The following is a 26,150-nucleotide window of genomic DNA, read 5'->3' on the forward strand; positions in this document are numbered from 1 at the left end:
GTTGGTCGTGCTCAGACCCGTCGACAGCGAGTTCACGCCGCTCTGCGCTGTGCTGACGCCCGTCGACAGCGAGCTGACACTGGTCGAGGCCGAGGTCGACAGCGACACCACATTGCTATTCGTCGTGCTCAGACCCGTCGACAGTGAGTTCACACCACTCTGCGCCGTACTGACGCCCGTCGACAGCGAGCTGATACCGGTCGAGGCCGAAGTCGACAGCGAGCTGATGCCCGTCGACGCCGAGGTAGACAGCGACACCACATTGCTATTCGTCGTGCTCAGACCCGTCGACAGCGAGTTCACACCGCTCTGTGCCGTGCTGACGCCCGTCGACAGCGAGGTCACATTGCTGTTCGTCGTGCTCAGGCCTGTGGACAGCGAGTTCACACCACTCTGCGCCGTACTGACGCCCGTCGACAGCGAGGTCACATTGCTATTGGTCGTGCTCAGGCCCGTCGATAGCGAGCTGACTCCGGTCGAGGCAGACGTCGACAGCGACACCACATTGCTGTTCGTCGTGCTCAGGCCTGTGGACAGCGAATTCACACCACTCTGCGCCGTACTAACGCCCGTCGACAGCGAGCTGATACCGGTCGACGCCGAGGTCGACAGCGACACCACATTGCTGTTGGTCGTGCTCAGACCCGTCGACAGCGAGTTCACGCCGCTCTGCGCTGTGCTGACGCCCGTCGACAGCGAGCTGATGCCGGTCGAGGTCGACGTCGACAGCGAACTGATGCCCGTCGACGCCGAGGTCGACAGCGACACCACATTACTGTTGGTCGTGCTCAGACCTGTTGATAGCGAGCTCAGTCCCGTCGACGTCGAGGTAGACAGTGAAGTGATGTTAGAGCCTACCGTACTTGCGACCGAATACAGCTGGCTGCCGTTGATCGCATCGGTACTGCTTGCGCCGACGAGACCCGCAGCGACATTCTGTATGCGTCGCTCGCCCCCCGGAGTCCCGACACTTACGACACCAGTAGAAGCGCTGGTTCCGGCAAATGATCCATAAGTCGTACTGCCAATTGTCACACCGGTGATCGTACCGGTCCCACCCGTGGCCGCCGTCGCCGCACCAGTCGTGGAGGCGCTTTGGCCGAGTGCCACCGAGCCCGCGACGTTCGCTACCGAGAACCCTCCTATCGCTATTGCGCCGGTAGCAGCCGCCGTAGCATTTCCGCCCAAAGCCGCTGAGTAATTTGCGGAGGCAGTAGCACTGGTGCCAATAGCCGCTGCCTGCCCCCCGCTCGCCAAAGCATTTACACCGAAAGCAGTTGAATTGCCACCCGTAGCCTTGGAAGAAGTTCCAACGGCTACATCGTTGGTACTTGCAGCAGTGGCAAAAGCTCCGACGGCTACAGAGTTGATAGTTGCAGCAGTGGATGAAGCTCCGACGGCTAGAGAGCTGGTAGCTGCAGCAGTGGCTTGACCTCCGACGGCTAGAGAGTTGTCACCTGCAGCAGTGGCTTGACCTCCGATTGCTGAACTGTGGGTGCCACCAGCATAAGAATTTGCGCCCAATGCCACCGAGTAAGATGGGGTGGCATTAGCACTGGTGCCAATAGCCGTTGATTGGTCCCCTTTCGCCAAAGCATTTACACCGAGAGCATCTGCACCGTTACCTGGAGCACTGGATGAAGCTCCGACTGCTATAGCGTTGTTACCTGTAGCACTGGCTGAACCTCCGATTGCCGTACTGTTGGAGGCACTAGCTGTGGCAGTCCAGCCAATAGCCGTTGCCGAACCGCCGCCCGCGTAAGCATTGGTGCCAGCAGCCATTGCCGACGCCCCGCCCGGAGCGCTAGCGCCGGTGCCAGAAACGTACTGCGCATGAGCAACATGCACTTGCGCACCCAAAGCCACCACGGCCAGGGCGGCGGCCTGAACCACCTTCGATTTTTTGGGTTTCCCTCGGGCGGAGTCAAGTTCCGATACGGCAACCCAAGCTCCCAATGACTCATTCCAGACTGATCGGTACGTCTTGTTCATCCCTTACTCTCCACCCGATTTGCTCAACCGATCAGTCAGGAATTCTTTTTGATCGGATTTCATTTATTAACGACTTAAGCCGAGAATCAGAGTTATTGGCTCAATTCTCGCCACGCCACACTCGCCACCGAACTCCCCGCTGACCGAGTTCATTTCCAGAAGAAGCAACGATTCCGGAAGAATATCGACCGATGGATCGTAAGTTGCGAACCTTTGTCACACACCCTGGTCGCATGACGGCCGCCCTAACAGCACCTCAACCTCGGACGTTCGTGACAACGATTCCCGATCCACACGGAGACGCCCACCCACCCGGAACAAGGAAGTCCAACTCTCCCGGCGGGCACGATGACCGGACGCACGAAATGGCGGCGGAACGACGGCGAACACTCACCAACGAGCCACCGGAATCCGGAAATGAGCAAACGAAATGAAAGCAAGTTGAATCTTGTGAAGGTACTTAACTCAAGCCCCGAATTTTGGAGATCTTGTACTTAACCGGCATATATACCAGTTCGAATTCACCGCAGCCACACGATCCTGTCCTGGATGGTCATTTCGATACACCCCGCGCGAAATGCCACGCCAATTCACAAATGTTCAGGATCTCGCGCTGCCGAATAGATAGACTCACTGCTGGACGGCTGTATTCGCGAGAACAGCGCAGACCATATTTCAGAACCAGATGAAGTCGATCTATTGATCGTTTTTATAGACTTCAAGCATTACTTCCCCATTCGCTTCTTCCCCAACACCTATACCGTGTCGTGTCAGTACGCTCAGAAGAGCACACTGTTAATCGTCAACCCTAGCCAGATGCCACCGATAACGCCAACAACGCGTCCCCGTAGCATTGCTTGCACATCCTCGTCCGCTATAAACACACTACGCCGCAGCCGAAAGATTGTCTTCAATAGCAACGGCCGAGGCAGCACCAGACTGGCCGAAGCAGCCGCCTCGATCACCAACCGCACACCCAGGCTTTGCTCGACGAAAGACGCTATTGCCCAATGATCGACCGCGGTGCACGCGAACCATCCAACGAGAGCCCCTAGTAAAGCGCCCCTTAAAAAACTGTTTCCCGCATACGTTAAAGGCACGACTGCTTCCCAAGTTCGGCGACTCGCGCGCGCGAGCGCCGAGCGATCCCCTATCCATCAATAAACGGATCGTAGAGTGCACCGGGAGGCGATAAGTGACGAAATGTGAAATGAGAGATTTGCGGCGCAATTACGGCACTTACCGCGTCGACGGCAGTGTTTCAATCGTTCACAGATCATGCCGTTCATTTCTATATCATTGCCATATTGGATGCTGACCAAACGCGCGACTCCCCTAATCCTGACGTCAGGAACCGTGCGATCAGATAGTTTTGTCGGCGCGTCGCTGACTTTCCATGGCCATGTCGGCTGACTTGATGTCAGTCTTGCAGATCATACGCATTAGAGACTTTCATGGAACACCCTGCCGCTGACGGATCCACCCTCTGCACAATCGAAGATGCGGAACGCGGCCTGGAAAGACGGGAATTTTTCTTCGTCTACCAGCCAAAAGTGCGAGTTCAGGAAAACCGGCTGACCGGCTTTGAGTCGCTCCTGCGGTGGAGGCATCCCTCACGTGGCGTCCTTACTCCTCATCTATTTATTCACCTTGTGGAAGACTCTCCGCTAACCGGGAGGTTCACGGAATTCGTCGTCACGGAAGCAGCTCGGACGCTAGTCGATTGGAACGCTCGTGGATACGACACGCCTTCCTTGGCCGTCAATCTTCCCTCTAGCGAGGTCGGTCAGCCCAGCTTGGCGAACAAGCTGTCGGCCTTACTTGGCACCCATTCGATCAACCCTTCCCGATTGCAAATCGAGATCACCGAGTCCACCGACCCCGGCTCAATTGAACTGCTTGCCTCAGGCATCGAATCAATCAAGGCATCCGGCGTACGCGTCGCGATCGATGACTTCGGCTCAGGATACTGGTCCCTCGCCGTTCTACATCGGCTCGGCGTCGACACACTGAAGTTGGACCGCAAGCTCCTGTGCGACATTCAGAAAAACGCGAATTCAAAAGTCGTGGTTGAGACACTCGTCCAGCTCGGCCAGCGACTTGGAATGCAAGTCGTGATCGAGGGCGTGGAGACACCGGAGCAATTCGCATGGGTCAGCACGATTGCACGCATAGATTGTCAGGGCTACTACATCTCTGCCCCGATCGAAAACGAACAGATTGACAAATTCGTCGCGGAAAGTCGCTTCGTTCGCAACGCTTTTACACAAAAAACAGATCGCGTTGCACCGGACTCTTTCGTTGGATCGAGCGCGGCCCGGCGCAGAGCTGGACAGTAAGTTGGCGAAGTCCGCAATGCCGGTCCAATTGAAAAGTATAACAATCGCTCGGGTGCATTCACCCATCCTATTCGAAGCACGTGATGACGACTCTTTGCCTAAGCATTCTTGAGAATAACGAGCCACAAGCCCTGATTAACCATCGGCATTACTGTTCGAAGATGGGATACCGACATGAGCTAGTGTCGGTCGCCGGCCTGCAGAGCACCGCACATCGAATTATCTACAAATACGAACTGATTCTGCATCACCTGCGACATTTGCCTGAATCTGCGCTGCTCGTGTGCTTCACGGACGACTGCGTGATTCTGGGAATGCACCCGGTCGAAAGCATGGCGACAGGACGCGACTATCTCCTGATGAGCGTGGACGGAGAAGGGTACGACAGGCAGACCGCCGTTCAGGTCTGGCGCAACACCGCTGCAATGCGCACACTGATCGCGGGATTTATCACTCGCGCCAAGGTAACGACCGGCCTCGGTCACGAACTGGATCTCCACGCAGATCTTGACTACCTGCCGCCCTACGCGCAGCTCGCCGGATGCTACTGTTCCATAATATGTAATGTGCGCCGTGAGCCGACATGGGCGCGGCGTGCAGACGTATGGACACTAGTCCTATCAGATGTTGAGTTGTACGCCGGGACGCATCCACGTTTTCGTTCGGCACTATTCGAGCATGTGAACGACTGGCAGCAAAAAGGCACGCCCGCGCTGGAATTTCCTGCGTATGACGGTGTTTCGCAAGGCGACCTCAGCGTGTACAACGCTGGACAGCCTGTGGCCATCGTTATGTACTACACGCCGAATATTCGCCAGTTTGGCGCGATTGCCGAGTCGAACTTCCTGCGCTACTGCACCCGCCACGGCCACACGCTGTATGTGCACCGCGAGACGCCCAGTGACGCCGAGCCGGGCATGTCCGGAACATGGCTCAAGCCGTGGCTTCTGAAGAAATATCTGCCTCAGCACGAATGGGTGATGTGGATCGACTCCGACATCCTCTTTGTGAATCAGGCAATGAAACTCGAGCCGCTGCTAGCATGCCGCGACTTCGTCGCGGCGCATGATATCGGTCCCTGGATTATCAACGCCGGCGTGTTGGGCCTCCGGCAAACACGCCGCAATTTCGAACTCCTCGAACACATACTCGCGTCGATCCGCGCTGTGTCCGACAAGTCAAGCACGTACGCGAGCGGTGGAGATCAGACCGTTATTGCCGATATCCTCAAGGATCAGCCTGGTTGGGATCTTGAGGCTGCCTTGAGCCTGGTTGATTTGAATACGCCCTGGTTTTTCCAGCAAGACTCGAGTCTGATGGTTCATTACTATGGTATGGCCGCCGGGTTACGGGCCATGATGATGGCCGCCCAGGACCGCATCAGCCTGCAGTTGAGTGTCACGCAACGGCGTACGTAAAGGCACGGGGTGATGCTGGAGTAGTTGGCCGAACGCGCCTTAACCGGCGCTCGGACATCGGCCTGCATGTTTTATCGATCGCCATGCCACCGGCGCAGTTTTCTCCAATTCAAACCCTTATGGCTCACCACGATTGTCCCGGTTACGCAATCCAGCTTGAAAGTAATCGCGGCAAATTTACGATGTTGCGCGGCGACACTCACCAGCCGGCGGCAATCGTACGCACCGGCAAATTGCACATTGAATCGGAGCTGTCTAATCTTCTGACTGTCGTCGGTCAACTCGGCGACGGAGCATGCATGCTTGACGTAGGTGCAAACATTGGTCTGGTGGCTGTGCCCTGCGCTTCGCTTCTCGCCTCAAAAGGAGGATCAGTGATCGCCTTTGAAGCGCAGCGGATTGTCTTCTATATGCTGGCCGCCAATTGCGTCGCGAATAACCTGCTGAACCTACACTGCTATCATCTCGCGGTATCGGATTCGAACACTGTGCTTCAAATCCCTCCGATGACCTACACCGAAGTTCGCGACTTCGGCATGGTTCAATTTGGCAGCACTGCCGAGTTGGATCAGTCGGATGGTTCAGATCGAACACTCGTCGGCAAAGAGACCGTCAAAGCTATTGAAATTGACTCTCTGGAGTTGACGCGCGTGGACCTGATGAAGATCGATGTGGAAGGCATGGAGATGCGCGTTCTGGAAGGCGCAAAGCGCACCATTGCGACCCACCGCCCCATCCTCTGGATCGAATACTGGCTCGACAGGGACAACATCTGCACGGCACTGCATCAACTTGGCTATGATTTGTGGTTCGTGGACAATCTGAACCTGCTATGCGTCGCCCGCGAAAAACTCGAGGATTTTCGCTGCGTTGTCAACGCACCCAAATACCAACCCGTCGCGACCTAACCACGCTCTGCGATTGCTTTCACACCAGGTAACAGTCGAGACGATCGGAGGTTGACGATGAACGTCGAGTTAGAACAGCAGCTACAGGCTGCGTCCGCACGTCACGCGATTGCCCCGTACGACCTGGCGATCATGCGTGAGGTTTGCGAGACATTGATAGCACTCAGGCGCGAAGACGAACTCATTCCCTGGACGGAACGGGCGCTGATACTCAGCCCCAATCATCCATATTTTCTGGCGTTGCACGCTCATGCGCTGGATTTGTTGGGACGACATGCCGAAGCGGCCGCCACATGGCCGCATCACCCATCGAGATCTCACGATCCAGTGCTTTACCGCGTGAGGCTGGGCTACAGCTTGATGATGGCCGGCAATCTTGAGAAGGCGATCCAGTTGTTGGACGAAGCACTGCGGACGGTGGATTCGGACAACACTCACGTTCGCGCGACCGCAGAACAGCTGTTGGGTGAAGCGATGCTCAAGGCAGGGAACTCGCACGGCTTTGCACACTGGTTGGCGCGCAACGAATCTGGCAATGCCGCCAGCTACCGGCCGATAGGAATCCCCGGCTGGGCAGGCGAACCAGACCTGCATGGGAAACACGTGTTGGTCACACACCAGCTTGGTTTCGGCGACAACTTCCTGTTGGCGGCGTGCGTGGCCGACTGGCAGGCCGCAGGAGCAAGTGTGATGATCACTTGCGATCCGCAGGTCCACACGCTTATGAGAGCCTCGCTGCGCGGTTGCAAAGTAGTCAGTGCACCGCGTCCATCGCGATTACATGAAAGATTACCTGACGATGTGCAAGCACGCGTGGAAACGTTCGCGCCGCACCTCCACGTTACGTTGCTTCAGTTGCCATTGCTGAAGGCTGGACGGTCGGTGTCGGGATACCGCTTTCAGCCGTATGTGCGCGCTCCGCTTGCCAAGCAGCAGATTGCGAAGGGATGGGCGCGCCAACTGCGCCAGCAACATTCGGGAAAAAGTCTTGTCGGCCTTTTCTGGGACTGCGAGCAGCGCCATCACCCGGAGTTGAGCAGCGAAATGCGTTGCTGGGCCAAGCGTCGCAGTCTGCCCGTCAAAACGCTTGACCGCGTCGTGACGGATCCAGCGGTGGCCAGTCGTGTGCATTTCGTGAGCCTGCAACATCCGTTGGTCGAGGCCTCCGCGGGCGCGCCGGTTGGAAACGTCAGCCGCTACCTGCCCGGCATCTATCACTTCGACGATACCGCTGCCTGCATTGGAGAGCTGGACGCGGTGCTCGCGGTGGATTCCGGAGTTGCAAACCTTGCGGCAATGATGGGCAAGCCGACATGCGTGCCGGTGAATACGTCGAGCGATTGGCGTTGGGGCACACAGGGCGCTACTACCCGGTGGATCGACGGCGCGAAAGTATTGCGGCAGACGCACGAAAGCAACTGGGACCCGGTCGTGCAGGAAGCGGTGGCATGGCTGACTGGCTAACTAGCCCTTCGAGGCCACCCAACAGATGGACAAGCACAAGATTTGCAGCTGTTGTTCCCCCAAGGGATCTGCCGATAACAAACCACTACAAGCAATCGGAGGCTTTCCTGATTCGACAACACCGCAATCGCCCCAACGTGCGCAGGTAGTCCTTCGCGTGGCACTGCTCTCCTTTTGTCACCGAGTAGTTCTCTTCAACGCCTTTGCGGCGATCGCTTCAAACAGCTCATTCGCGCTGAAAAACTCCAACCGCCCGTCGTCGGCAAAAATCCTCAGTCGTCCGCCAGAGATCTGAATCACGCAGTCGTCACCCCAGGCTGCTCGAATACGGTTTAATAACTCTTGCTGTTGGTCGTCATAGTAATACGACCGAGCGCGATAGGCCGGATCATGTCCCGCTACCGCCAAGGATGAGGCAACGTCCGTATGCATTGGCACGCTCCATCAAGTGAACCGGCGATTGAAAAGTCTCGGTCGCTTCGCGACTGGAACCCGACGCCCACGAACTCGCACCGCAACGACCTAATGAACAATCACCGATGTCGAAAAATCAGCACGAGAATCAAATGGAGAAATCCGCACGCGAACAACAGTGACAGCGAGATCGCCCCAATGCCAAGCAACGTGATCCAGCGCTTGCGAAGACCCGGCACGCCATCGATTTCGTCCACCAGGCGCGTGAATCTCTTTGCGTCAGGCAGCCCCGGTTGAGCAGTTGCTTCGCTTTGCATGATTCGAAATTTCCAGAAGAACATGTTTTCACAGCTTTGTGCACGACATACAAACGGAGCAGGTCACAGTTGTTCACAGCACACGCATTCGGCTTTTGATATGCTGGACGCATCGATCTTGTGATCGATTTCGGGCAGGAGTGCAAATTCTCCTGAGTACTGCCTGCCCACCGAAGCCCCGACACATCCCCGGTCGTCGGGGCTTCACTTTTTGTTCACGCACGACGCGAAGGCGAGTGACGGGCAAAGCAGCGAAATCCGGCGGAACAACCAAAGCGATGCTTGGCGCACACTAGCACCAGCGCCCTTTTGACCCCGTCCTGACGAGGACATACCGGAATGCATCGCCGGATATCAGTGCAACCAGACGCATGATCCTCACTCCTTTCACGCCCGTCACAATCGCCGGTTCAGACGTGACCCACGCCTCCATTGCTTCGAGTTGATGATGCAGTTCCGAAATCGCTTTTGTTGCTATTTCATTCATTGAACTTCACCTCCGTCGTCACTGGCAATCTCCGGAAAAAGTCCCAAGGTTCCGGCACATAGATCTAATCGAATTGATTCAGAATCTGCCGCGCCAAAAACCCGCTCAAGGACTCCCGTGGCGAGGTCGCTCGATCGACGCCACACGCCCATGCCGATCAGAAGACTTTGTCACTTTGCAGAGCGGTGTCGCGATGGCCCCGATCCTCGATCAACACGCGACGAGCCTCGCGATGAACCGCCAAGATGCCAAACGAAAGCTCATCAAGACCTGTGGCGCGCGCGGCCATCTTGAACGCGGCGTAGTCCTCCGGGTGAAATGAAAGGGTAACTTGAACCTGATGCGGGTTTGCCATTGATAGCTCCAGTCTCGTTCGGTGCTCGTCATGCTCTCGCTAGAGCACTTGCAACGGAATGTAACCGGGCGTCCACACCTGAGTTGCCAAGAATTGTGACGTCGAGCAGCCCTGCTGCCGACCAGAAGCAGCCCGCATCATCATAAGGCGCCAATCAAAGGCGGATTGAAGACGCAATGGGACTTCACCTCGGAACTTGCGAGGGAAGCTTGCGTCGCATTGACCTTGAAGCAAAACCCGAGCGCTCGGCCAACGCAATCGGTCAACCGGCCCACGGTTGAGTCAATGCAAATTCGACGCGGCGATTCGCAAACCGACCACCGGCCGTCGCATTGCTCGCGATCGGCATCGCCGAACCATAGCCGTGAGCGATGAGCAGGCCCGGCTTGACACCCGCCTCGATCAGAAAACCGCGCACCGCGTCGGCACGCTTTTGCGAAAGCAGCAGGTTGGCCTGCTCATCGCCGACGTTGTCGGAATAGACCTTGATATCTAGTGCCACGGGATGACCGCCATCGGCACATGCCTTAAGCAGTTGCGCGGACTCGGAAAGGTTCTCTTTGGCGGACAACGGGATATGTCCACTGGATGCGGCGAAATCCACAACTTGCAAGTTCAGAACTTTTTCGACATCCGGGCCTATGCAGGCACCGCCCGCATCGAGCATCTTCACCATCGTGCCGAGGAACGCCTGCGTCGCAACATCGACCGCCTCATCCGCACTGAACTGACCGATTACCCAGGACTTGCCGAACATGTTCTGCAAGCGCCGCTGCCAGCCAAGCGATGCATTCGCCGCCGCGCCGCCCAGTTCGATGTGGGGCGCGTCGATCCCGACTTCGGCGCGCGGCAAAGCCATCAACGACAAGAGTTCATCGACGTAAGCGAGCCAGTCGGCCGAGCGCAGATTCGTGTCGACTTTCAGGTCGGCAGCGAAGCGTCCCGGGCCAAATCTTCGGTTCAATGCGTCGATAAGCGTTTGCCGCTCCGCGTTGCTACTTAGCGTTCCCGTCAATGACGGTACGCCCGCCTGATTGACGCTAAAAGCAAGGTTTCCACTTTTCGTAGAAGCGTTCGCCGCCGGATTTGAAGCGGGTGCGGATACAGCATCGGACGCGGGAGCGGCCGCGCCACTTCCGGAGGCTGCCACCGGAGCCGCGGCGGATCCCTGCGGCACGGAAGAAGCCGCGTCCGGTCGCGTTGCAACGCTAGCAGTGGCCGGCGTGCTCGACGGCGTGACGGGACCAGCAGTCGAATCCTTAGACGACACGACCGGTTCAACACCCACCTGCTTCCCGAAAAAACTGGCATAGGCGAAAACGCCGAGCAGTATGACCGTCAAAACTGCAAACAGAAGCCATATGCCTCTGCGCGAAGACTTCGTTCTGGCCACCGGCGTCGCGGCTCCGAGCGCCGTGGCGGCTAAGGAGTGTCGAAGCGCAGTCTGATTCTCAACCACGGGTTGCGTCAAACTTGCCGCTACGGACTCAAGTATCCCGACGATCGATCGAGTGAAATTGCCGGCATTTTCAAATCCGATCGATTCGGTGACGCGATCCGTCAAAAGCATCGAGACGGCAGGCAACTGATCGCCGAGCAGCACGGGCAGTCCAGCCGAGGTTCCTTGCTCGAGCAGGACGTGATGTTTGAGCACGCCGAACAACACCGAAGCGAACAGTGCTGTCATGACATGAGCAGCCTGAGGCGGTATGCCGATCTGACGCGATATCGTATCGCTCACCAGCGCGATACGCCTGCCGGTAGCACGCACGAAAAGTGACTCGCCGGTTGTTTCGAGGTCTTTGATGCTCGACGAAGCACCGCATAGCCGCAAAAATTGATCTTCGATACGAGCATTCGCTTCGGTCGACATGACAGCGGAGAATACGGCCCTCGCGCCATCGGGCGTCGCCGCACCCGCCATCAGCGACGCGATGAGCACAGGGCTGGCGTGAGTCGTGATCCTCCCGAGCATTTCCGGCGAGAGGCCGATTTGCTCCGCAAGACACTGACGGTTCGAATCGGAAAATACCGCGTCAACTGATTTGGAAAGATCGATGCTCTTCATATCTGTTCTCGTGAAATTGCAGCGCGCGAGCGCCTTCGCAATCGTTGGTCTGAACGTCACTGGCTGATGACCCGCACAGACGATTCATTCGACGCAACGTCAGCCGTTTTTTGAGCGCAAGGTAATTGCTTTTCCAGACGCTGTGAAGCGCGCTTTAGCAATTTTCGAATAACTGACGTAAATCCGCGAAGTTTGTCGGAAGTTCAGATTCCGACAGTCGAGAACTGAAGCAGAGCATCCCGCTTAGCCACGTGCCGGCAGATCTCGTCGGGCAGATTCACAAAGTGTGGCATTTGGAAGGAATGGGAACCGCTAGAGTTGACGAACTCACGCGCAGGAGACCAAACAGCGCATCGCTCTTCGGGTTACTTTGACAACACACCGAAGGCGTTCGGAAGCGCGATGATTCGCTGCGTCGATTCCCAACGGCATCGAGTTCGACGACGCAACGAAACTAGCGTGAATCCACATAGATAAAGAATAATACCGATGAGGTTCGATACTCCATGAAATTCAACATGACACGGAAATTTGGAGCAGCGCTACTGGTTGGCGTGGCACTCGCAGGATGTTCCTCCGGCTCAGGCCTCACTTATAGTGCGTACTCGGTCAACCTGCCGAACAACGAAAAGGCGTTTCAGGTGAATTGCGAGGGACTCCTTTCGAGCCAGAACACATGCTATTCGAAAGCTCGCGAAATCTGCGGCAAGAACCCTGTGCGTCCGATGCAGGAGATTGCGCCGCTTGCGGCCGATGGCGGTCATCGCGACGTGCGCACGCTGACATTTCAGTGCGGAGCGCCGCCTGTCGCGCGGACAGATCCCGTCGTAACCCCTGCGCCGATGCCTGCCCCTCCCGTCGTCACGCAGGTCGCCGCGCCAGTGCGCATGCCGCCGCCTAAGCTCTCCCTGAGCGGCGACGCGAATTTCGAACTCAATAAGGCAACCCTCACGGCCGACGCGCGCCTTCGTCTCGACGCGCTGATCAAAACCGCGGCAGGCGCGACGGTCAACGCCGTCACGGTGAATGGCTACACCGACTCGACGGCATCCAACGCCTACAACCAGAAGTTATCGACGCAGCGCGCGCAGAGCGTCGCACAGTATCTGCAGAGCCACGGACTGAAAGCGCAACAATTCGTTGTCACCGGACACGGCAGCGCAAATCCCGCTGCGCCGAATACGACGGCAAGCGGACGCGCACAGAACCGACGCGTGGAGATCGTATTGAACTGATTCGATTGCAGAAGCGTTCTATCGTGAGAGCCTGTGTGGCGCAGGCTCCGTCATCGAAAACGTGAAGCACCCGGATTGTCGCATTTCACCGATAATCGTCACCAGCAACCCCGGAGGTGACGATGAGCGCGATCCACGAGGTCTATCCATACCTGCGCGTGCGCAACGCCGCGCAGGCCATCGAGTTCTACGCACAGGCATTCGGCGGCGTCGAGCAGTTTCGCCTGACCGAGCCAGGCGGGCGCATCGGTCATGCCGAAGTGAAGATCGGCGCAGCGACCGTGATGCTGTCCGATGAATATCCCGAACACGACATGCTCGGCCCGAGCGGCGACAACCGGCCGGGTGTGCTGCTGCATATCCACTGCGACGATGTCGACCAACTCGTCGCGCAAGCGGTCAAAGCGGGCGCGACCGTGGTCCACCCGCTTACCGATCATTTTTATGGCGAGCGCTCGGCGACCCTGCGCGATCCGTTCGGCCACGAATGGCTGCTCGGCGCGCAGATCGAAGCGCTCACGCCTGAAGAGATGCAGCGCCGTTACACGGCGCTGTTCGACAAATAGTGGATTGTTGTAGTGGTCTCCTCGCGCTCGATCCCCCGATGCGTGAGCTCTTTTTACATCCCGCCGAACGGCTTTTCCACGGTGAGCTTGTTGGTCACCGAAGTCACGCCTGGAACGCCCTTCGCGATCTCCGCGACCTGATTGACCTGCGAAGCGTCCGTGACCGTGCCGCTCAGCGTCACCGCGCCGCCTTTTGCGATGACGCTGATATTGCCGGCGCTGATCTCCTTGTGCTTGCCGATCGCGGCATAGACCTGCCGACGCAGCGCGCGATTGGCTTGCCGCGAGCTGACGGGTGCGGCTGCGCTAGCTGACATCGCTGGCGCACCCGAAGCCGCACTGGCCGTCTGGCCCGACTGCGACCATGCGTTGCCGGTCGCAGCAAGAATCAACGTGGCGATCGCCAACGCGCGTGCCTGAATGGTTTTCATCGAATACTCCAGTTGTTATCGGTGACGTAATCAGAAGTTATGGCGGATGCCAATCATGGCCGCCGTGGTGGACACACCTGGCGCAACCGGGGCGCCATAGACGATGGTCTGGTTCATGGTCCCCCTGTTGGCCACATAACCCACTTGCGCGTAGGCCTTGGTACGCTGGGACAGGTTGTATTCCGCGCCGATGGCGAATTCGCTCGAATGGTTCGCCGAGTTGTTTTTATCTTTCAGATAGTAGTAGCCGGACGTGACCTTGAAACGCGTATTGAACTGGTAGCCAAGGCCCCCCGAAATCATTTCGAAATCCGCGGTGTTGCTATGGGCCGGGTTCTTGCCGGCGCCGTACGAGGCCGAGATCGAGAATCCCGCGATCGTGTACATCGCACCGAAATAGTAGAGTCGGTTGTTGGCGACACCGGTCGCCGGAATGGCGGGCGCCGCCGGGTAGGTGATCGGGTACGGGTTGGTATCGTGGCCGTTGTAATACACGGCGGACAGATTCAGACCGTAGTTCGAATACTTGGCTACCGCCGACTCGCGCGTGCCGCCCTGGAAATGACCGGCGACGCCGCCCGGTGCATATTCGAGCGCGAGCGACGCACCATGGAATTTCGGCGAGTTGTAGACGAGCGCGTTGCTGTCGTACAGCGCGCCGATCGGCGCGTTCGTGCTCGTGCCCGGCCAGCCGGCCGCCTGATTGATGCCGAGCCACGCGGTCAGAATACTGCCGAAATACTGCGCGCCGCGCACGTCGGTTTCCGCCATCGCGTAGATCATCGGAACGATCTGCCGGCCGGCGTCGAAAGTACCGAAGGGCCCGGATACGCCGACCGTCGCGAACTGGTTGAAGATCGCAGTGACGCCCGGCGTGTCGGACAGACCGAACTTGCCGGTGGTGGTATTGAACGCACCCTGCAGCTTGAAGTTGACCTTGTAGCCGCCGCCGATATCTTCGCTTCCCTTCAAACCCCAGAAGCTGGAATAGATACCGCCGTCCTTCAGCTGATAAATCTTGCCCGTGTTCGGCGCGTGCGGCAGAAACGTAGCCGCCGAAGTGCTTTGATACAGGAGACCCGTATCGACCACGCCATAGAGCGTCACTGACGATTGCGCATGAGCTGCGGTGGCGAACGTGGCGAAGATTGCCAACACGATAGCGCTGCTTGACTTCAACTTCATTGTGTCTCCTTCGCGTACCGGCGTTGGCGCCAAAGCCCATGCTGCGGTCGCTTCGATTGATTGGTGGTTTTATGCGCGCCGGGCGAACCCAGTGCGGTGTTGCGTGAATCGAACTACGTTGCTGCGAAAGCGTCGGCTCAGGCCGGAAGGTAGTAGCCGCCGAACTGATCGCGTAACTGGTTCTTCAGAACCTTGCCCGTTGCGCCGATAGGAACCGTGTCGACGAACACCACGGCATCGGGGGTCCACCAGCGCGCGACCCGGCCGTTGAAGAACGACAGCAGTTCGTCGCTGGCCAGCTCGCTGCCCGGCTTTCTCACGACCAGCAGCAACGGCCGTTCGTCCCACTTCGGATGCCGTGCGGCGATACACACGGCCGTCGAAACTTCCGGATGCAGATACGCGACGTTTTCGATGGCCGCCGAGCTGATCCATTCGCCGCCCGACTTGATCACGTCCTTGCTGCGATCGGTGATCTGCATGAAGCCGTGCCGGTCGATCGTGGCGATGTCGCCGGTCGGAAACCAGCCGTCGCACAGCGGCGACTCGACATCGGCGCCGAAGTACCGCTGCGTGACCCAGTGACCGCGCACCTGCAGATCGCCGGCGGTCTGGCCGTCCCACGGCAATTCGTTACCCTCGGAGCCGACGATCCGCATGTCGATGCCGAACGGCGAGCGTCCCTGCTTCGCCTGAACCTCGTACTGCTGCGCCATCGGCAGCGACTGCTGATGCGCCTTGAAGCTGCAGACCGTGCCGATCGGGCTCAATTCGGTCATGCCCCACGCGTGCAGTACCTCGACCTGATGGCGCTTCTGGAACGCCTCGGTCATCGCGGTCGGACACGGCGCGCCGCCGATCACCGTGCGCCGCATCGACGAGAAGCTCGCCCCCAGTGCATCGACATGCGTGAGCAATCCCTGCCAGACAGTCGGCACACCGGCCGACAGCGTCACGTGCTCCGTTTCGATCAGTTCATAGAGCGACTTGCCGTCGAGCGCCGGCCCGGGAAACACCAGCTTCGCGCCGACCATGCAGGCAACGTAAGGCAGTCCCCATGCGTTCACATGGAACATCGGCACGACCGGCAGGATCACGTCGCGCGCGGAACAGTTCAGCGAATCGGGTAGCGCCGCCGCGTAGGTGTGCAGCAAGGTCGAACGATGGCTGTACAGCACGCCCTTCGGATTGCCGGTGGTGCCCGACGTGTAGCACAGCGACGACGCGCTGTTCTCGTCGAGCTGCGGCCATTCGAAAACGTCGTCGTGCAGCTCGAGCAGGTCCTCGTAGCACATCAGCATGCCGCCAAAGTCGTTCGCTTGCGGCATGTGCGCGCGATCGGTCATCGCCACGAATACCTTCGGGCTCTTCACCCGCGGCGCGACGCTCTCGATCAGCGGCAGAAACGTCAGGTCGAAGAACACGACACGATCTTCCGCATGCTCGATGATGTACGCGAGCTGGTCGACGTGCAGCCGCGGGTTCAGCGTATGCAGCACGGCCCCGGAGCCCGACACCGCGAAATACAGCTCCATGTGGCGGTAGCCGTTCCACGCGAGCGTCGCGACGCGTTCGCCCTGGACGACGCCGAGCGTCGACAGCGCGTTGGCCATGCGGCGCGCGCGCTGCGCGAGGTGCCGATACGAATAGCGATGGATGTCCCCTTCCACGCGTCGCGACACGATTTCCTGTTCGCCGTGATGGCGCTCCGCGTGCGTGAGCAGCGCGGAGACCAGCAGCGACTGCTGCATCATCAAGCCTTGCATCTTTCCGTCTCCTGACTGGTTGTGGGGTCTTGCGCCGGACCTACGTTGCCGTGCGGTCGAGACTCACCACCACCTTTGAATCCACTATTTCGACCGGGAAGGTCGTCACACTCAATCCGCCTGGTCCCGGCATGCAGCCCGTGCGCACGTCGAAGCGCAGACCATGCGCCGGGCAGCGCAACATGCAGCCTTCCAGCTGGCCGCCCGACAGCGCGGCCCCGTTGTGCGGACATGCGTTGTCGATGGCGTGAAGCGTGCCTTCGATGTTGAACAGCACGATGCTGCGGCCATCGATGAAGGCCAGCTTGCGCTGGCCCGGCGCGAGTTCGCCGGCGGCACCCACCACGATCCGACGCGACACCCCCGACTCCTGCTGATCCGTCGCAGGCCGCCTCACATCAGTACCAACCGGCGAATCAAGGTCTCGGCCATCGGCCATTCGCCAAAGCCCGAAGCGGGGTTGAGGTGCCCCACTTCGCCGAGATCGACGAGACGGCTGCCCCAGTCCCGCGCCAGGTCCTGCACCCGCTCGAACCGCGCGAGCGGATCGTTGCGGCTCGCGCCGACGATGCTCGGGAACGGCAGCGGCTTGCGCGGAATCGGCAGCCAGCCGTTCTCCCTGAGCGTCTCCAGCTCCGGATAACCCGCCGGCAACGGTGTTTCGAGGTCGGCGGGCGCCGCGAGCAGCGCGGCGTGAATCTCGCGCTTGTGCTGCGCCGCCCAATGCACGGTGATCATCACGCCCGCGCTATGCGCGACCAGAATCACCGGGCCGTCGATCCTCGCGAGTGCCTCATCGAGCGCCGCGACCCGTGCCGCGCAACTGAGCTTGTCGTGCTCGAGCGGCGGCACCGACAGCGCGTTCGGCAGCCGTTGCTGCAACAGGGTTTGCCAATGCTCCGCGACATGGTCGCGCAGACCCGGGACCATCAGAATGGTCGGTTTCAATTCGTAATTCATGGGACGCTGCTTGCTGGTTCAGTACGGCTTGTCGCCGACGATGCCGGCGCGTTCCATCTTGCGATGGCACGGCGGGTAGTCCATCACCGCATAGTGCTGCGTGCTGCGGTTGTCCCAGATCGCGATGCTGTTCTTCTGCCAGCGCCAGCGCACCTGGTACTCGGGGATGTACGCCTGGCTGATCAGATAGCGCAGCAGATCGCCCGCGCCCGGATTCGCGTCCTGACCGAAACGCACGCGCTCCGGCGTATGAAAGTTCGTGAAGTGGCTCGTGAAGGCGTTCACGAACAGCACCTTCTCTTGCGTCTCCGGATGCGTGCGCACCACCGGGTGCTCCGCATCCGGAAACTGCGCCTTCAACGCGAGACGCTTTTCGATCGGCATCGCGGCGCCGAAGCTCGCCTCGATGCTGTGGCGCGCGCGCAGCTCGGCGATCTGCTCCTTCACGTACGCAGGCAGCTTCTCGTAGGCGAGGACCATGTTCGCCCACATCGTGTCGCCGCCGACGGGCGGACACTCGACACAGCGCAGCACGGCACCGAACTGCGGCGCTTCGCGCCAGGTTGCGTCGGCGTGCCACGCGTTTTCGTAGCGGTCGTTGGGCTGATCGGGGGTCTTGTAGATACGCACGAGACCCGGATGCTCCGGATCGCTGCCCGCGACCGGATGGTCTTCCAGTTCGCCGAAGCGGCGCGCGAACGCCACGTGTTCGTCGCGCGTGATGTCCTGGTCGCGCAGGAACAGCACCCGGTGCTTCAGCAGCGCCGAGCGGATCTCCGCAAACAGGCCGTTGTCATGGATGGCGTGGGCGACATTCACCCCGGTCAGTTCGGCCCCGATAGAGTACGTCAGTTGTTCGATTCGCATGGCTGGCTCCTCAGATAACGAAGACCGACGACCCGGTCGTCTTGCGCGATTCCAGATCGCGATGGGCTTGCGCCGCATCCTCGAGCGCATAGCGCTGATTCAACTCGATCCTGATGCGTCCCGAGGCGATGTGCCCGAAGATTTCGCCGGCAAGCTCGTTCTTCTCGGCCGGATCGGCGATGTAGTCAGCCAGAGCCGGACGGGTCAGATAGAGCGAGCCCTTCATTGCCAGCAACTGCGGATTGAACGGCGGAATCGGGCCGGAGGCCGTGCCGACGCATACCAGCAGACCGCGACGCTTCAGCGAATCGAGCGAGGCCTCGAAGGTATCCTTGCCGACGCTGTCGAACACGACGTTCACGCCGACGCCATCGGTCAGTTCGCGTACGCGCTTCGCGACGTCTTCGTGGCTGTAGTTGATGATGTGGTCGCAACCGTGGGCACGGGCCACCTCGCCCTTGGCCTCGCTCGAAACCGTGCCGATCACGTTCAGGCCCAGCAGCTTCGCCCACTGCGAAACGATCAGACCGACACCGCCGGCGGCGGCATGCAGAAGGATCGTGTCGCCCGCCTTGAAGTCGTGAATGCGGCGCAACAGATACGCGGAGGTCAGGCCGCGCATGGTCATGCCGGCAGCCGTTTCGCAGTCGATCGCATCGGGCAGCCGGATCAGCGGCGCGGCCGGAATCAGGCGTTCGGTGCTGTACGCGCCGAGCGTGTTGATGAAGCCCGTGTAGGTCACACGATCGCCCACCGCAACATTGGTCACGTCCGGGCCGACGGCCTCGACCACGCCCGCGGCCTCCACGCCCATCCCCGCGGGCAGCGGGACCGGATACAGGCCGCTGCGGAAGTAGGTGTCGGCGAAATTGAGGCCCACCGCCTGATGGCGCAGGCGAACCTGACCGGGACCGGGGTTGCCCACTTCGACGTCCTCGTAGCGCAGGACCTCGGGACCACCGGTTTCATGAAAGCGAACTGCCTTTGCCATGTTCAATCTCCAATTCTTTGCTTGATCTGCACTTCGCAGAATTCATTGCGCCCGCGGCGCAGTTACAGGTCTTGTTCTCCGCGCCGTGCGCGCGGCATCATGCGATGTCAGCGTGCAGCCTGCTCGCGCAGCGTGTTCAGCCGATCCAGATCGCCCGAGTAGTTCCGTTTGCCGATCATGAAGGCGGCGGCCGCGACGAGCGGTGCGAATGGCACCAGTTGCAACGCGCCCGACAGACCGATCCGATCGGCGACGATCCCGGTGAGAACAGCCGCCGGCGCGAGGCCCAGCAGGTTGTTCGCGAGCGTCAGCGTCGCAAACGCCGAGGCATGAATCGTCGGCGGCGTGAGGTTCGCCACCATCGCGCCCGACGGGCCGCTCGCACCGGCGCAGAAGAACATGCCGACGCCGATCACGACCAGTTGCCACGGCCCCGCGGGCATCCGGAAGCCAATCCCGAGCAGAACGAAACAGGCGAGGCAGAAGGCGATGGCGGCGCTCCACTTGCGTTCCCGCACGTTCTTGCTGAGCCGGTCGGCGAGGTTGCCGCACACCACCATGCCCACCCCGGTCACCAGCACGAACACCGCCGCGCACATCGCAGCCTTACCGGTATTCATGCCGTAGTAGCGATTCAGGAAGCTCGGCATCCACGCCCACACAGCGGCGGGAACCAGCAGATGCAGACCGCTGCCGATATAGGCGCACACCACGGACTTGGTCGAAAACAACCCCTTCATCAGCTCGCGCAGGCTCATGCACATGCCTCGCGATTGCGCCTGCTTCGTCACGCTCGCCGGCTGCAGCGGCGCCAGACGCTTTTCGCTGACGACGAGGCGGTAGATCACGACCAGCACGATGCCCATCGCCGCCATCGCGCCGAATGCCGAACGCCAGCCGAGGTGAGCCGCCACCGCGCCGCCGAGCGCCATGCCCAGCACCGAGCCGAACGCGCCGCCCGCCATGAAGGTGCCGGTCAGCGTGGAGCGCAGCCGCACCGGAAAGATGCTCAGAACCACTGCGATTCCGACACTGCCATACGCCGCTTCGCCGATCCCGACGAAGGCACGCGCCAGCAGCAACTGCCCATAGTTCGCCGAGATCGCGCAGCCCACCGTCGCGAGACTCCACATCGCCGCCATCAGCACGATGCTTTTCACGCGGCCCCAGCGGTCGGCCAGCACCGACAGCGGGAACGTCAGCACACCGACCATCAGCGCGACCACGCTGCTGAGCGAACCCAGCTGCGCGTCCGACAGATGCCATGCGGCCTTGAGCGGCGGGAACACGGCATTCAACACCTGCCGCGACATATAGTCGGAAAGCAGCAATCCGACCGTCAACGCAAACACGACCCACGCATAAGCGCGCACGTCCGTCTGAGCTGCCGAAACTTCGCCCGTCGTGGGCCCTGCATGCTGAACGAGCATGTTTTGTCTCCTTCCAGGCTGACTCCCTGGTGGCCGCCGTGCCCGCATGGGCCGACGACCTGTTATGGATTCAGCTATCTGCTCCCGCTATGCAGCGGGAGCGTTACTCATGAAGCCCGGCCTCGGCCAACGCGTCGGCCCGGGCTTGCGGCGCTCACGCCGCGCGCAGCGGCAGGTTCCTGACGCCAGCCCGGCGGTTCGGCGCCATGCCGTTGGCGACCAGCGTCTCTTCGACCGTCTCGTACTGCACGCCGATCCGATAGATTTCGCGCGCTTCCTTGCCCGTGGCAATTTCGCGTCCCAGCTCACGCGCGACGCGCACGCACTGCTCGATCTGCTGCACCGACGTAAAGCGCTTGCCGTGCTGGTCGATGATCGTGTCCTCGATGCCGCAGCGCGGATGCAGGCCCATCGACATCGCCATCATGTTGAACGGCAGCACGTTCTTCAGCAGCGACTCGGCGGTGACCGTGCAGCCATCCGGCGCGCGATGCACGAAGTTGAAGAAGTTGAACGGATTCGGGCCGTCGAAGCCGCCGCCGATGCCGATCCACGTCAGGTTCAGCGGGCCCTTGTACACGCCCTTGCGCACCAGGCGATCGAGCGTTTCGAGCGCGTGAATGCCCGTGAGCTGGAAGTGCGGCTGGATGCCCGAAGCCTGCAGGCGGCGCAGGTGCTCTTCGACCCAGGCGGGACCGGCCGGAACCGTCATTTCACTATAGGCGGCCATGAACGCGGGGTTGGACAGAGATGTGCCTTCCAGGTATTCCGGATAGAGCAGCTCCATGATGTTCATCTGCGTGGTGTTGATCGCGACCGTCACCTGATCGGGCTTCGGTTCGAGATCGGCCAGCATGTGGCGGGTATCGTCGGACAGCCACTTCGCGGATTGACCTTCATCTTCCGGCGCGAACGAAATCGAGCCACCGACCTGAATGATCATGTCGGGCACTGCCGCGCGCACACCGGCGATCAGTTCGTTGAACTTCGACAGGCGCTTCGAGCCCTTGCCGTCCAGTTCGCGCACATGCAGGTGCAGCACCGTGGCGCCGGCGTTGTAGCAATCGACGGCCTTCTGGATCTGCTCGTCCATCGTCACGGCGATGTCTTCCGGGAAGTCCTCGGGCATCCATTCCGGGCCGTACGGTGCGGTGGTGATGACTACCTTGTCCTGATTCTCAGGGTGCAGCGAATCGTCGAGAAATTGCATTTGTTGCCTCCATCCAGTTTTGAAGTGACGGTGTTCCGCCCACGCGAGGTCGCAAGAAAATTTGCTGGAACACTTCGAACGACATGTGCCCACGATACGGCAATCACGCGCTACACTTTTATGATTAGGCGCCATCCTTTTATTGATTCGCGCCACTGCGCGTTAACACCAATAATTGCGCGAAGCAAGCGTTTAATGACTAGAAAGATACTCAGCGTTTGAATCGTCCGGAGAAACTACGATGGAAACGATGGTGACGTCGGTGGCCATGAGCGGTTATTTCGAAGTGACCCGACGGCTTGGACTGAATCCGGTCGAGCTCGCGAAACAGGCCGGCCTCGATGCCGGCGCGCTCGCGAATCCGGACGATCGCGTGTCGGCCACCGCCTGCTGCCGGCTGCTGGAAATGACGGCCGAAAAGGCGTCGTGTCCGACCTTGGCGCTGCAAATGGCGGAAACGCGGCAGACCTTCGGCAGCGGCGTGATCAACGTCCTGCTCGCGCACAAACGCACGCTGCGCGAAGTCTTGCTGGCCGCAGCCGAATACCGTCATCTGCTTAATGAAGCGCTGGCGGTATACGTCGAGGACGCGGACAACACGGTCACCATTCGGGAGGAACTCGTCGTCGAGCCGGGTACGCCGACGAGACAGGCAATCGAACTGGCGCTCGCTGTGCTCGCGCGGCACTCAAGCGCTCTGCTCGGCAAGTTCTGGAAACCGCGCGAACTCCATTTCACGCACCCCGCACCCGCGGACCTGACGTTTCATCGGCGCTTCTTCGGCTGTCCGCTGCAATTCGGCAGCGACTTCAATGGCTTCGTTTGCTCGAGCGCGGATCTCGACTACCCGAATCCGCTGGCCGATCCTGAACTCGTGCGTTATGCGGAGAGCCTCGCCTCGCCGATGAATGCGAGCGCAGCGGAATCGGCGGCGCTGGAAGTGCGCAAGGCGATCTACCTGCTGCTGCCGCTCGAACAGGCGAGCGCCGAGCTGGTTGCGCGTTATTTGCATCTGAGCGTGCGCACCATGCAACGGCAGTTGAGTTCGGCCGGCACCAGTTTTTCGGATCAGGTCGAGGAAGTCCGCGGCGAACTCGCCGTGCGCTACATGAGCAATCGCGCCTACCCGATCGGGCGGGTATCAGCGCTTCTCGGCTACGCGCAACAGGGGTCGTTCACGAACTGGTTCGTGTCGCGCTTCCATATGACGCCGCGCGACTGGCGCGCGAGCCATGCGAAGTGATGGCACGGCGGAAATAAAGACGAAAAAAAACGGAGGGTGATGCACTGAACATCACTCTCCGTTGCCAACGCACCGCTATCCCCATCCGCTCATTCGGCTCGCAGTTTCACATACCGGCCCGGTGCGCTCTCGATTGCCTTGTACTTTCTATTGCCGAGCTTCGTGCGCGCCGCGACCTGCTCGCCGGAATGCTGCTTGACCCACTCGATCCAGTGATTCCACCAGCTGCCGCGCTCTTGAACCGATGTTGCGAGCCACTCGTCGGAGTTCGCGTCGCAGGTGTCGTTGGTCCGGTAGCTGCGTTTGTTCTTCGACGCCGGATTGATCACGCCCGCGATATGGCCGCTTGCCCCCAGCACGAATTCAGTTTGACCGCCCAGTAGTTGCGTCGATTGATAAGCGGAGCGCCACGGCACGATGTGATCTTCCTCGGCCGCCATCAGATAGCTTGGGATATCGATGTTGCCGAGATCGACCGGCGTGTCGCAGAACGTCAGCTTGTTCGGCACGCGCAGGCTGTTTTCGAGGTACATGTTGCGCAGATAAAAGCTGTACATCGGGCCGGGCAGGTTGGTCGTGTCCGCGTTCCAGTACAGCAGATCGAAGGCGGCCGGGGTCTTGCCTTTCAGGTAGTTGTTCACGACATACGGCCAGATCAGATCGTTGGCACGCAGCGACTGGAATACGAAGCCGAGCTCGCGCCCGGGATAGAGCCCCCCGCGGCCGATCGTATGCTCGCGCATCGCCACACCCTGCTCGTCGATGAACACGCCGAGATCGCCCGGGTCGGTGAAGTCGAGCAGCGCCGTCAACAGCGTCAGGCTCGCCACGGAGTCGTCGCCGTTCGCACGCATGACCGCCAGCGCCGACGAAAGCATCGTGCCGCCCACGCACCAGCCCAATGCATTGACCTGGTCGGCCCGGCTAATGGCACGCGCGACGCTGATCGCCTGCATCACGCCGTCCTCGAGGTAGGCGTCCCATGTGGTCTGCGCCATGTCCTGTTGCGGGTTGCGCCAGGACACGACGAACACCGTCAGGCCCTGCTCGCACGCGAAGCGCACGAAGGAATTCTCCGGCTGCAGATCCAGAATGTAGAACTTGTTGATGCACGGCGGAACGATCACGAGCGGCCGCGAGGCGACTTTCGGCGTCAGCGGTTCGTACTGGATCAGCTGAAACAGATCGTTTTCATAGACCACCGCGCCACTGGACGTGGCGACGCTGCGGCCCACTTCGAACGCGCTTTCATCGGTGATCGAAATCGAGCCGCTGCCCAGATCGTCGAGCAGATGCGTCGCGCCCGCGAGCAGGCTCGATCCGCCCGACTCTACCGCCGCCCTGATGACCTCGGGATTGGTCGCGACGAAATTCGCAGGGCTGGCAAGGTCGATGAACTGGCGCGTGAAAAAGCGCAGCTTGTGCTTGCCCTTTTCGTCGAGCGCGCTCGCCTCGACGAACTCCGCGAGCGCCCGGGCATTGATCAGATAGCTCTGTTTCAGAAGGCTGTACCAGACGTTGCTGGACCAGTCTTCGGCGTGAAAGCGCCGGTCCCCCTGCTCGGGTTCGGCGACCGTCTTCAACTGCGTGCGCCCGCCGAATAGTCCGGTGACGGCGTCGCTCCACAGTTGCGTCTGCTGTTGCAGGTAGTGGGCGCTCGTGTGGGTCACGGAGCCTCGCGCGAACGGCCCGCTGAAATCGATGTCCGTGCTGTCGGCGTCGGACACCGCGGTTTCGTGTCCGTCGATGAGCGGCGAAAAACGCCACATATCGAAGCCGGCCTTGACCCAGCCCGTGGAAAACTCGTGTGGCATGCTGAATGGCATTCTCATGGCGGTGCTCGCTATCAGGCGTCGCTGACGGCGCACGTCGCGTCCGTGACGACACGGTCGCGGCACGTCGTCGGCATGACCACGGCGTCGCCTTCGATCACCACCTTGCCGCCGACCGTGCAGAAGGTGGACAGCACCACGCGGCGCTTGTCGTGAATCAGTTCCTTGACGGTCACTTCGGCCTGCACGGTATCGCCGGGTCGAACCGGCGCCTTGAAGCGCAGGTTCTGGCCGAGGTAGATCGTGCCCGGGCCAGGCAGCCGCCCCGCGATTGCCGCGGAGATGATGCTTGCGGTCAGCATCCCGTGAGCGATGCGCCCCTTGAACGGGGTCGTTTGTGCAAACTCCTCGTTGATGTGAACCGCGTTGATGTCTCCCGACGCGCCCGCGAACAGCAAAATGTCCGCCTCGGTGATGGTCTTGGCGAACTGGGCACTCATGCCCGGTCGCAGGTCTTCGAAATCGTATCCGTTAAGCTCATTCATGATTATTCCGCTGGCTGGGCGGGCATTTGCCCTGTGCTGATGCGTACTACGCGTCGTGACGGACGCTAACCGCTGGATGCGGTCAGCCGAGCGCCTGCTCGAGTTCCGGCACGACGGTGAACAGATCACCGACGAGGCCGTAATCCGCGACGCTGAAAATCGGCGCTTCCGCATCCTTGTTGATCGC

General features: G+C 60.2%; 24 protein-coding genes and 1 pseudogene. 7 read left to right on the forward strand and 18 right to left on the reverse strand.

From position 1 onward, the window contains the following. Positions 1–1,992: ESPR-type extended signal peptide-containing protein (locus tag EVC45_RS38905; protein ID WP_306770852.1), on the reverse strand; the 1,992-nt coding region annotated here is incomplete at its 3' end. Positions 1,993–3,446: 1,454 nt separating this feature from the next. Here EVC45_RS38905 and EVC45_RS38910 point away from each other — a divergent pair. The 4 genes from EVC45_RS38910 to EVC45_RS38925 all read left to right on the forward strand — a co-directional run bounded on the left by EVC45_RS38910 (position 3,447) and on the right by EVC45_RS38925 (position 8,121). Beyond that, positions 3,447–4,331 (forward strand): EAL domain-containing protein, encoded by an 885-nt coding sequence (locus tag EVC45_RS38910; RefSeq protein WP_129963431.1) that lies wholly within the window; start codon positions 3,447–3,449, stop codon positions 4,329–4,331. A gap of 83 nt (positions 4,332–4,414) precedes the next feature. Next, positions 4,415–5,749, forward strand: a complete 1,335-nt coding sequence (locus EVC45_RS38915) for a hypothetical protein (RefSeq protein WP_129963432.1) — start codon at positions 4,415–4,417, stop codon at positions 5,747–5,749. Positions 5,750–5,868: 119 nt separating this feature from the next. After that, positions 5,869–6,657: an FkbM family methyltransferase gene (locus tag EVC45_RS38920; RefSeq protein WP_168991623.1), complete on the forward strand. Its 789-nt coding sequence runs from the start codon at positions 5,869–5,871 to the stop codon at positions 6,655–6,657. A 57-nt stretch (positions 6,658–6,714) separates the two neighbouring features. Beyond that, complete coding sequence (locus EVC45_RS38925) at positions 6,715–8,121, forward strand: tetratricopeptide repeat-containing glycosyltransferase family protein (RefSeq protein ID WP_211193549.1); 1,407 nt, start codon at positions 6,715–6,717, stop codon at positions 8,119–8,121. 177 nt (positions 8,122–8,298) lie between these two features. Here EVC45_RS38925 and EVC45_RS38930 read toward each other — a convergent pair whose 3' ends face one another. From EVC45_RS38930 to EVC45_RS38950, 5 genes are all read right to left on the reverse strand, one after another. Continuing rightward, positions 8,299–8,553 carry a hypothetical protein gene (locus EVC45_RS38930; protein ID WP_129963434.1) on the reverse strand — a complete coding sequence of 85 codons (255 nt, stop codon included), beginning with the start codon at positions 8,551–8,553 and terminating at the stop codon, positions 8,299–8,301. 101 nt (positions 8,554–8,654) lie between these two features. Next, positions 8,655–8,852: a hypothetical protein gene (locus tag EVC45_RS38935; RefSeq protein ID WP_129963435.1), complete on the reverse strand. Its 198-nt coding sequence runs from the start codon at positions 8,850–8,852 to the stop codon at positions 8,655–8,657. Between the two features lie 292 nt (positions 8,853–9,144). Further along, complete coding sequence (locus EVC45_RS38940; protein WP_129963436.1) at positions 9,145–9,339, reverse strand: hypothetical protein; 195 nt, start codon at positions 9,337–9,339, stop codon at positions 9,145–9,147. Positions 9,340–9,496: 157 nt separating this feature from the next. Next, positions 9,497–9,694, reverse strand: a complete 198-nt coding sequence (locus EVC45_RS38945) for a hypothetical protein (protein WP_129963437.1) — start codon at positions 9,692–9,694, stop codon at positions 9,497–9,499. A gap of 262 nt (positions 9,695–9,956) precedes the next feature. Then, positions 9,957–11,762 (reverse strand): OmpA family protein, encoded by a 1,806-nt coding sequence (locus tag EVC45_RS38950; protein WP_129963438.1) that lies wholly within the window; start codon positions 11,760–11,762, stop codon positions 9,957–9,959. 518 nt (positions 11,763–12,280) lie between these two features. Between EVC45_RS38950 and EVC45_RS38955 the strand changes: the two genes are divergently transcribed. After that, positions 12,281–12,997, forward strand: coding sequence for an OmpA family protein (locus EVC45_RS38955; protein ID WP_129963439.1), 717 nt, complete (start codon positions 12,281–12,283; stop codon positions 12,995–12,997). Between the two features lie 122 nt (positions 12,998–13,119). Further along, positions 13,120–13,563: a glyoxalase/bleomycin resistance/extradiol dioxygenase family protein gene (locus EVC45_RS38960; protein WP_129963440.1), complete on the forward strand. Its 444-nt coding sequence runs from the start codon at positions 13,120–13,122 to the stop codon at positions 13,561–13,563. Between the two features lie 53 nt (positions 13,564–13,616). Here the strand turns inward: EVC45_RS38960 and EVC45_RS38965 are convergent, their stop codons facing one another. The 9 genes from EVC45_RS38965 to EVC45_RS39005 all read right to left on the reverse strand — a co-directional run bounded on the left by EVC45_RS38965 (position 13,617) and on the right by EVC45_RS39005 (position 22,403). Further along, positions 13,617–13,994 (reverse strand): BON domain-containing protein, encoded by a 378-nt coding sequence (locus EVC45_RS38965; protein WP_129963441.1) that lies wholly within the window; start codon positions 13,992–13,994, stop codon positions 13,617–13,619. Between the two features lie 30 nt (positions 13,995–14,024). After that, a complete protein-coding gene (locus EVC45_RS38970; RefSeq protein ID WP_129963442.1) occupies positions 14,025–15,179 on the reverse strand; it encodes a porin in 1,155 nt (384 codons plus the stop codon). Between the two features lie 137 nt (positions 15,180–15,316). Next, a complete protein-coding gene (locus EVC45_RS38975; protein ID WP_129963443.1) occupies positions 15,317–16,945 on the reverse strand; it encodes a 3-(methylthio)propionyl-CoA ligase in 1,629 nt (542 codons plus the stop codon). 40 nt (positions 16,946–16,985) lie between these two features. Then, positions 16,986–17,306, reverse strand: a complete 321-nt coding sequence (locus EVC45_RS38980; protein WP_129963444.1) for a Rieske 2Fe-2S domain-containing protein — start codon at positions 17,304–17,306, stop codon at positions 16,986–16,988. A 32-nt stretch (positions 17,307–17,338) separates the two neighbouring features. Further along, positions 17,339–17,905 (reverse strand): alpha/beta hydrolase, encoded by a 567-nt coding sequence (locus EVC45_RS38985; RefSeq protein ID WP_129963445.1) that lies wholly within the window; start codon positions 17,903–17,905, stop codon positions 17,339–17,341. 18 nt (positions 17,906–17,923) lie between these two features. Further along, positions 17,924–18,772, reverse strand: coding sequence for a TauD/TfdA family dioxygenase (locus tag EVC45_RS38990; RefSeq protein ID WP_129963446.1), 849 nt, complete (start codon positions 18,770–18,772; stop codon positions 17,924–17,926). 10 nt (positions 18,773–18,782) lie between these two features. Then, a complete protein-coding gene (locus EVC45_RS38995) occupies positions 18,783–19,763 on the reverse strand; it encodes a quinone oxidoreductase (RefSeq protein WP_129963447.1) in 981 nt (326 codons plus the stop codon). 107 nt (positions 19,764–19,870) lie between these two features. Then, positions 19,871–21,193: an MFS transporter gene (locus tag EVC45_RS39000; RefSeq protein WP_129963448.1), complete on the reverse strand. Its 1,323-nt coding sequence runs from the start codon at positions 21,191–21,193 to the stop codon at positions 19,871–19,873. Positions 21,194–21,347: 154 nt separating this feature from the next. Further along, positions 21,348–22,403, reverse strand: coding sequence for a 3-keto-5-aminohexanoate cleavage protein (locus EVC45_RS39005; protein ID WP_129963449.1), 1,056 nt, complete (start codon positions 22,401–22,403; stop codon positions 21,348–21,350). Between the two features lie 241 nt (positions 22,404–22,644). On the opposite strand from EVC45_RS39005, the gene EVC45_RS39010 reads away from it, so the two are divergent. Further along, a complete protein-coding gene (locus EVC45_RS39010) occupies positions 22,645–23,646 on the forward strand; it encodes an AraC family transcriptional regulator (protein WP_129963450.1) in 1,002 nt (333 codons plus the stop codon). Positions 23,647–23,735: 89 nt separating this feature from the next. On the opposite strand, the gene phaC is transcribed toward EVC45_RS39010, so the two are convergent. The 3 genes and pseudogenes from phaC to EVC45_RS39025 all read right to left on the reverse strand — a co-directional run. Continuing rightward, the gene (gene phaC / locus EVC45_RS39015) at positions 23,736–25,478 is read right to left on the reverse strand and encodes a class I poly(R)-hydroxyalkanoic acid synthase (RefSeq protein ID WP_211193550.1); all 1,743 of its coding nucleotides are present in this window, start codon (positions 25,476–25,478) and stop codon (positions 23,736–23,738) included. Between the two features lie 14 nt (positions 25,479–25,492). Continuing rightward, positions 25,493–25,963 carry a MaoC family dehydratase gene (locus tag EVC45_RS39020; RefSeq protein ID WP_129963451.1) on the reverse strand — a complete coding sequence of 157 codons (471 nt, stop codon included), beginning with the start codon at positions 25,961–25,963 and terminating at the stop codon, positions 25,493–25,495. Positions 25,964–26,045: 82 nt separating this feature from the next. After that, positions 26,046–26,150, reverse strand: a pseudogene (locus EVC45_RS39025) (electron transfer flavoprotein subunit alpha/FixB family protein); the annotation flags it as partial.

The sequence above is a fragment of the Paraburkholderia sp. UYCP14C genome (assembly GCF_004197395.1).
GTDB lineage: Bacteria > Pseudomonadota > Gammaproteobacteria > Burkholderiales > Burkholderiaceae > Paraburkholderia.

Coding starts and splice junctions, on each gene's coding strand:
- EVC45_RS38910 (WP_129963431.1), top strand. CDS start 3,447: ATGGAACACCCTGCCGCTGACGGATCCACCCTCTGCACAATCGAAGAT.
- EVC45_RS38915 (WP_129963432.1), top strand. CDS start 4,415: ATGACGACTCTTTGCCTAAGCATTCTTGAGAATAACGAGCCACAAGCC.
- EVC45_RS38920 (WP_168991623.1), top strand. CDS start 5,869: ATGGCTCACCACGATTGTCCCGGTTACGCAATCCAGCTTGAAAGTAAT.
- EVC45_RS38925 (WP_211193549.1), top strand. CDS start 6,715: ATGAACGTCGAGTTAGAACAGCAGCTACAGGCTGCGTCCGCACGTCAC.
- EVC45_RS38930 (WP_129963434.1), bottom strand. CDS start 8,553: ATGCATACGGACGTTGCCTCATCCTTGGCGGTAGCGGGACATGATCCG.
- EVC45_RS38935 (WP_129963435.1), bottom strand. CDS start 8,852: ATGCAAAGCGAAGCAACTGCTCAACCGGGGCTGCCTGACGCAAAGAGA.
- EVC45_RS38940 (WP_129963436.1), bottom strand. CDS start 9,339: ATGAATGAAATAGCAACAAAAGCGATTTCGGAACTGCATCATCAACTC.
- EVC45_RS38945 (WP_129963437.1), bottom strand. CDS start 9,694: ATGGCAAACCCGCATCAGGTTCAAGTTACCCTTTCATTTCACCCGGAG.
- EVC45_RS38950 (WP_129963438.1), bottom strand. CDS start 11,762: ATGAAGAGCATCGATCTTTCCAAATCAGTTGACGCGGTATTTTCCGAT.
- EVC45_RS38955 (WP_129963439.1), top strand. CDS start 12,281: ATGACACGGAAATTTGGAGCAGCGCTACTGGTTGGCGTGGCACTCGCA.
- EVC45_RS38960 (WP_129963440.1), top strand. CDS start 13,120: ATGAGCGCGATCCACGAGGTCTATCCATACCTGCGCGTGCGCAACGCC.
- EVC45_RS38965 (WP_129963441.1), bottom strand. CDS start 13,994: ATGAAAACCATTCAGGCACGCGCGTTGGCGATCGCCACGTTGATTCTT.
- EVC45_RS38970 (WP_129963442.1), bottom strand. CDS start 15,179: ATGAAGTTGAAGTCAAGCAGCGCTATCGTGTTGGCAATCTTCGCCACG.
- EVC45_RS38975 (WP_129963443.1), bottom strand. CDS start 16,945: ATGCAAGGCTTGATGATGCAGCAGTCGCTGCTGGTCTCCGCGCTGCTC.
- EVC45_RS38985 (WP_129963445.1), bottom strand. CDS start 17,905: ATGAATTACGAATTGAAACCGACCATTCTGATGGTCCCGGGTCTGCGC.
- EVC45_RS38990 (WP_129963446.1), bottom strand. CDS start 18,772: ATGCGAATCGAACAACTGACGTACTCTATCGGGGCCGAACTGACCGGG.
- EVC45_RS38995 (WP_129963447.1), bottom strand. CDS start 19,763: ATGGCAAAGGCAGTTCGCTTTCATGAAACCGGTGGTCCCGAGGTCCTG.
- EVC45_RS39000 (WP_129963448.1), bottom strand. CDS start 21,193: ATGCTCGTTCAGCATGCAGGGCCCACGACGGGCGAAGTTTCGGCAGCT.
- EVC45_RS39005 (WP_129963449.1), bottom strand. CDS start 22,403: ATGCAATTTCTCGACGATTCGCTGCACCCTGAGAATCAGGACAAGGTA.
- EVC45_RS39010 (WP_129963450.1), top strand. CDS start 22,645: ATGGAAACGATGGTGACGTCGGTGGCCATGAGCGGTTATTTCGAAGTG.
- phaC (WP_211193550.1), bottom strand. CDS start 25,478: ATGAGAATGCCATTCAGCATGCCACACGAGTTTTCCACGGGCTGGGTC.
- EVC45_RS39020 (WP_129963451.1), bottom strand. CDS start 25,963: ATGAATGAGCTTAACGGATACGATTTCGAAGACCTGCGACCGGGCATG.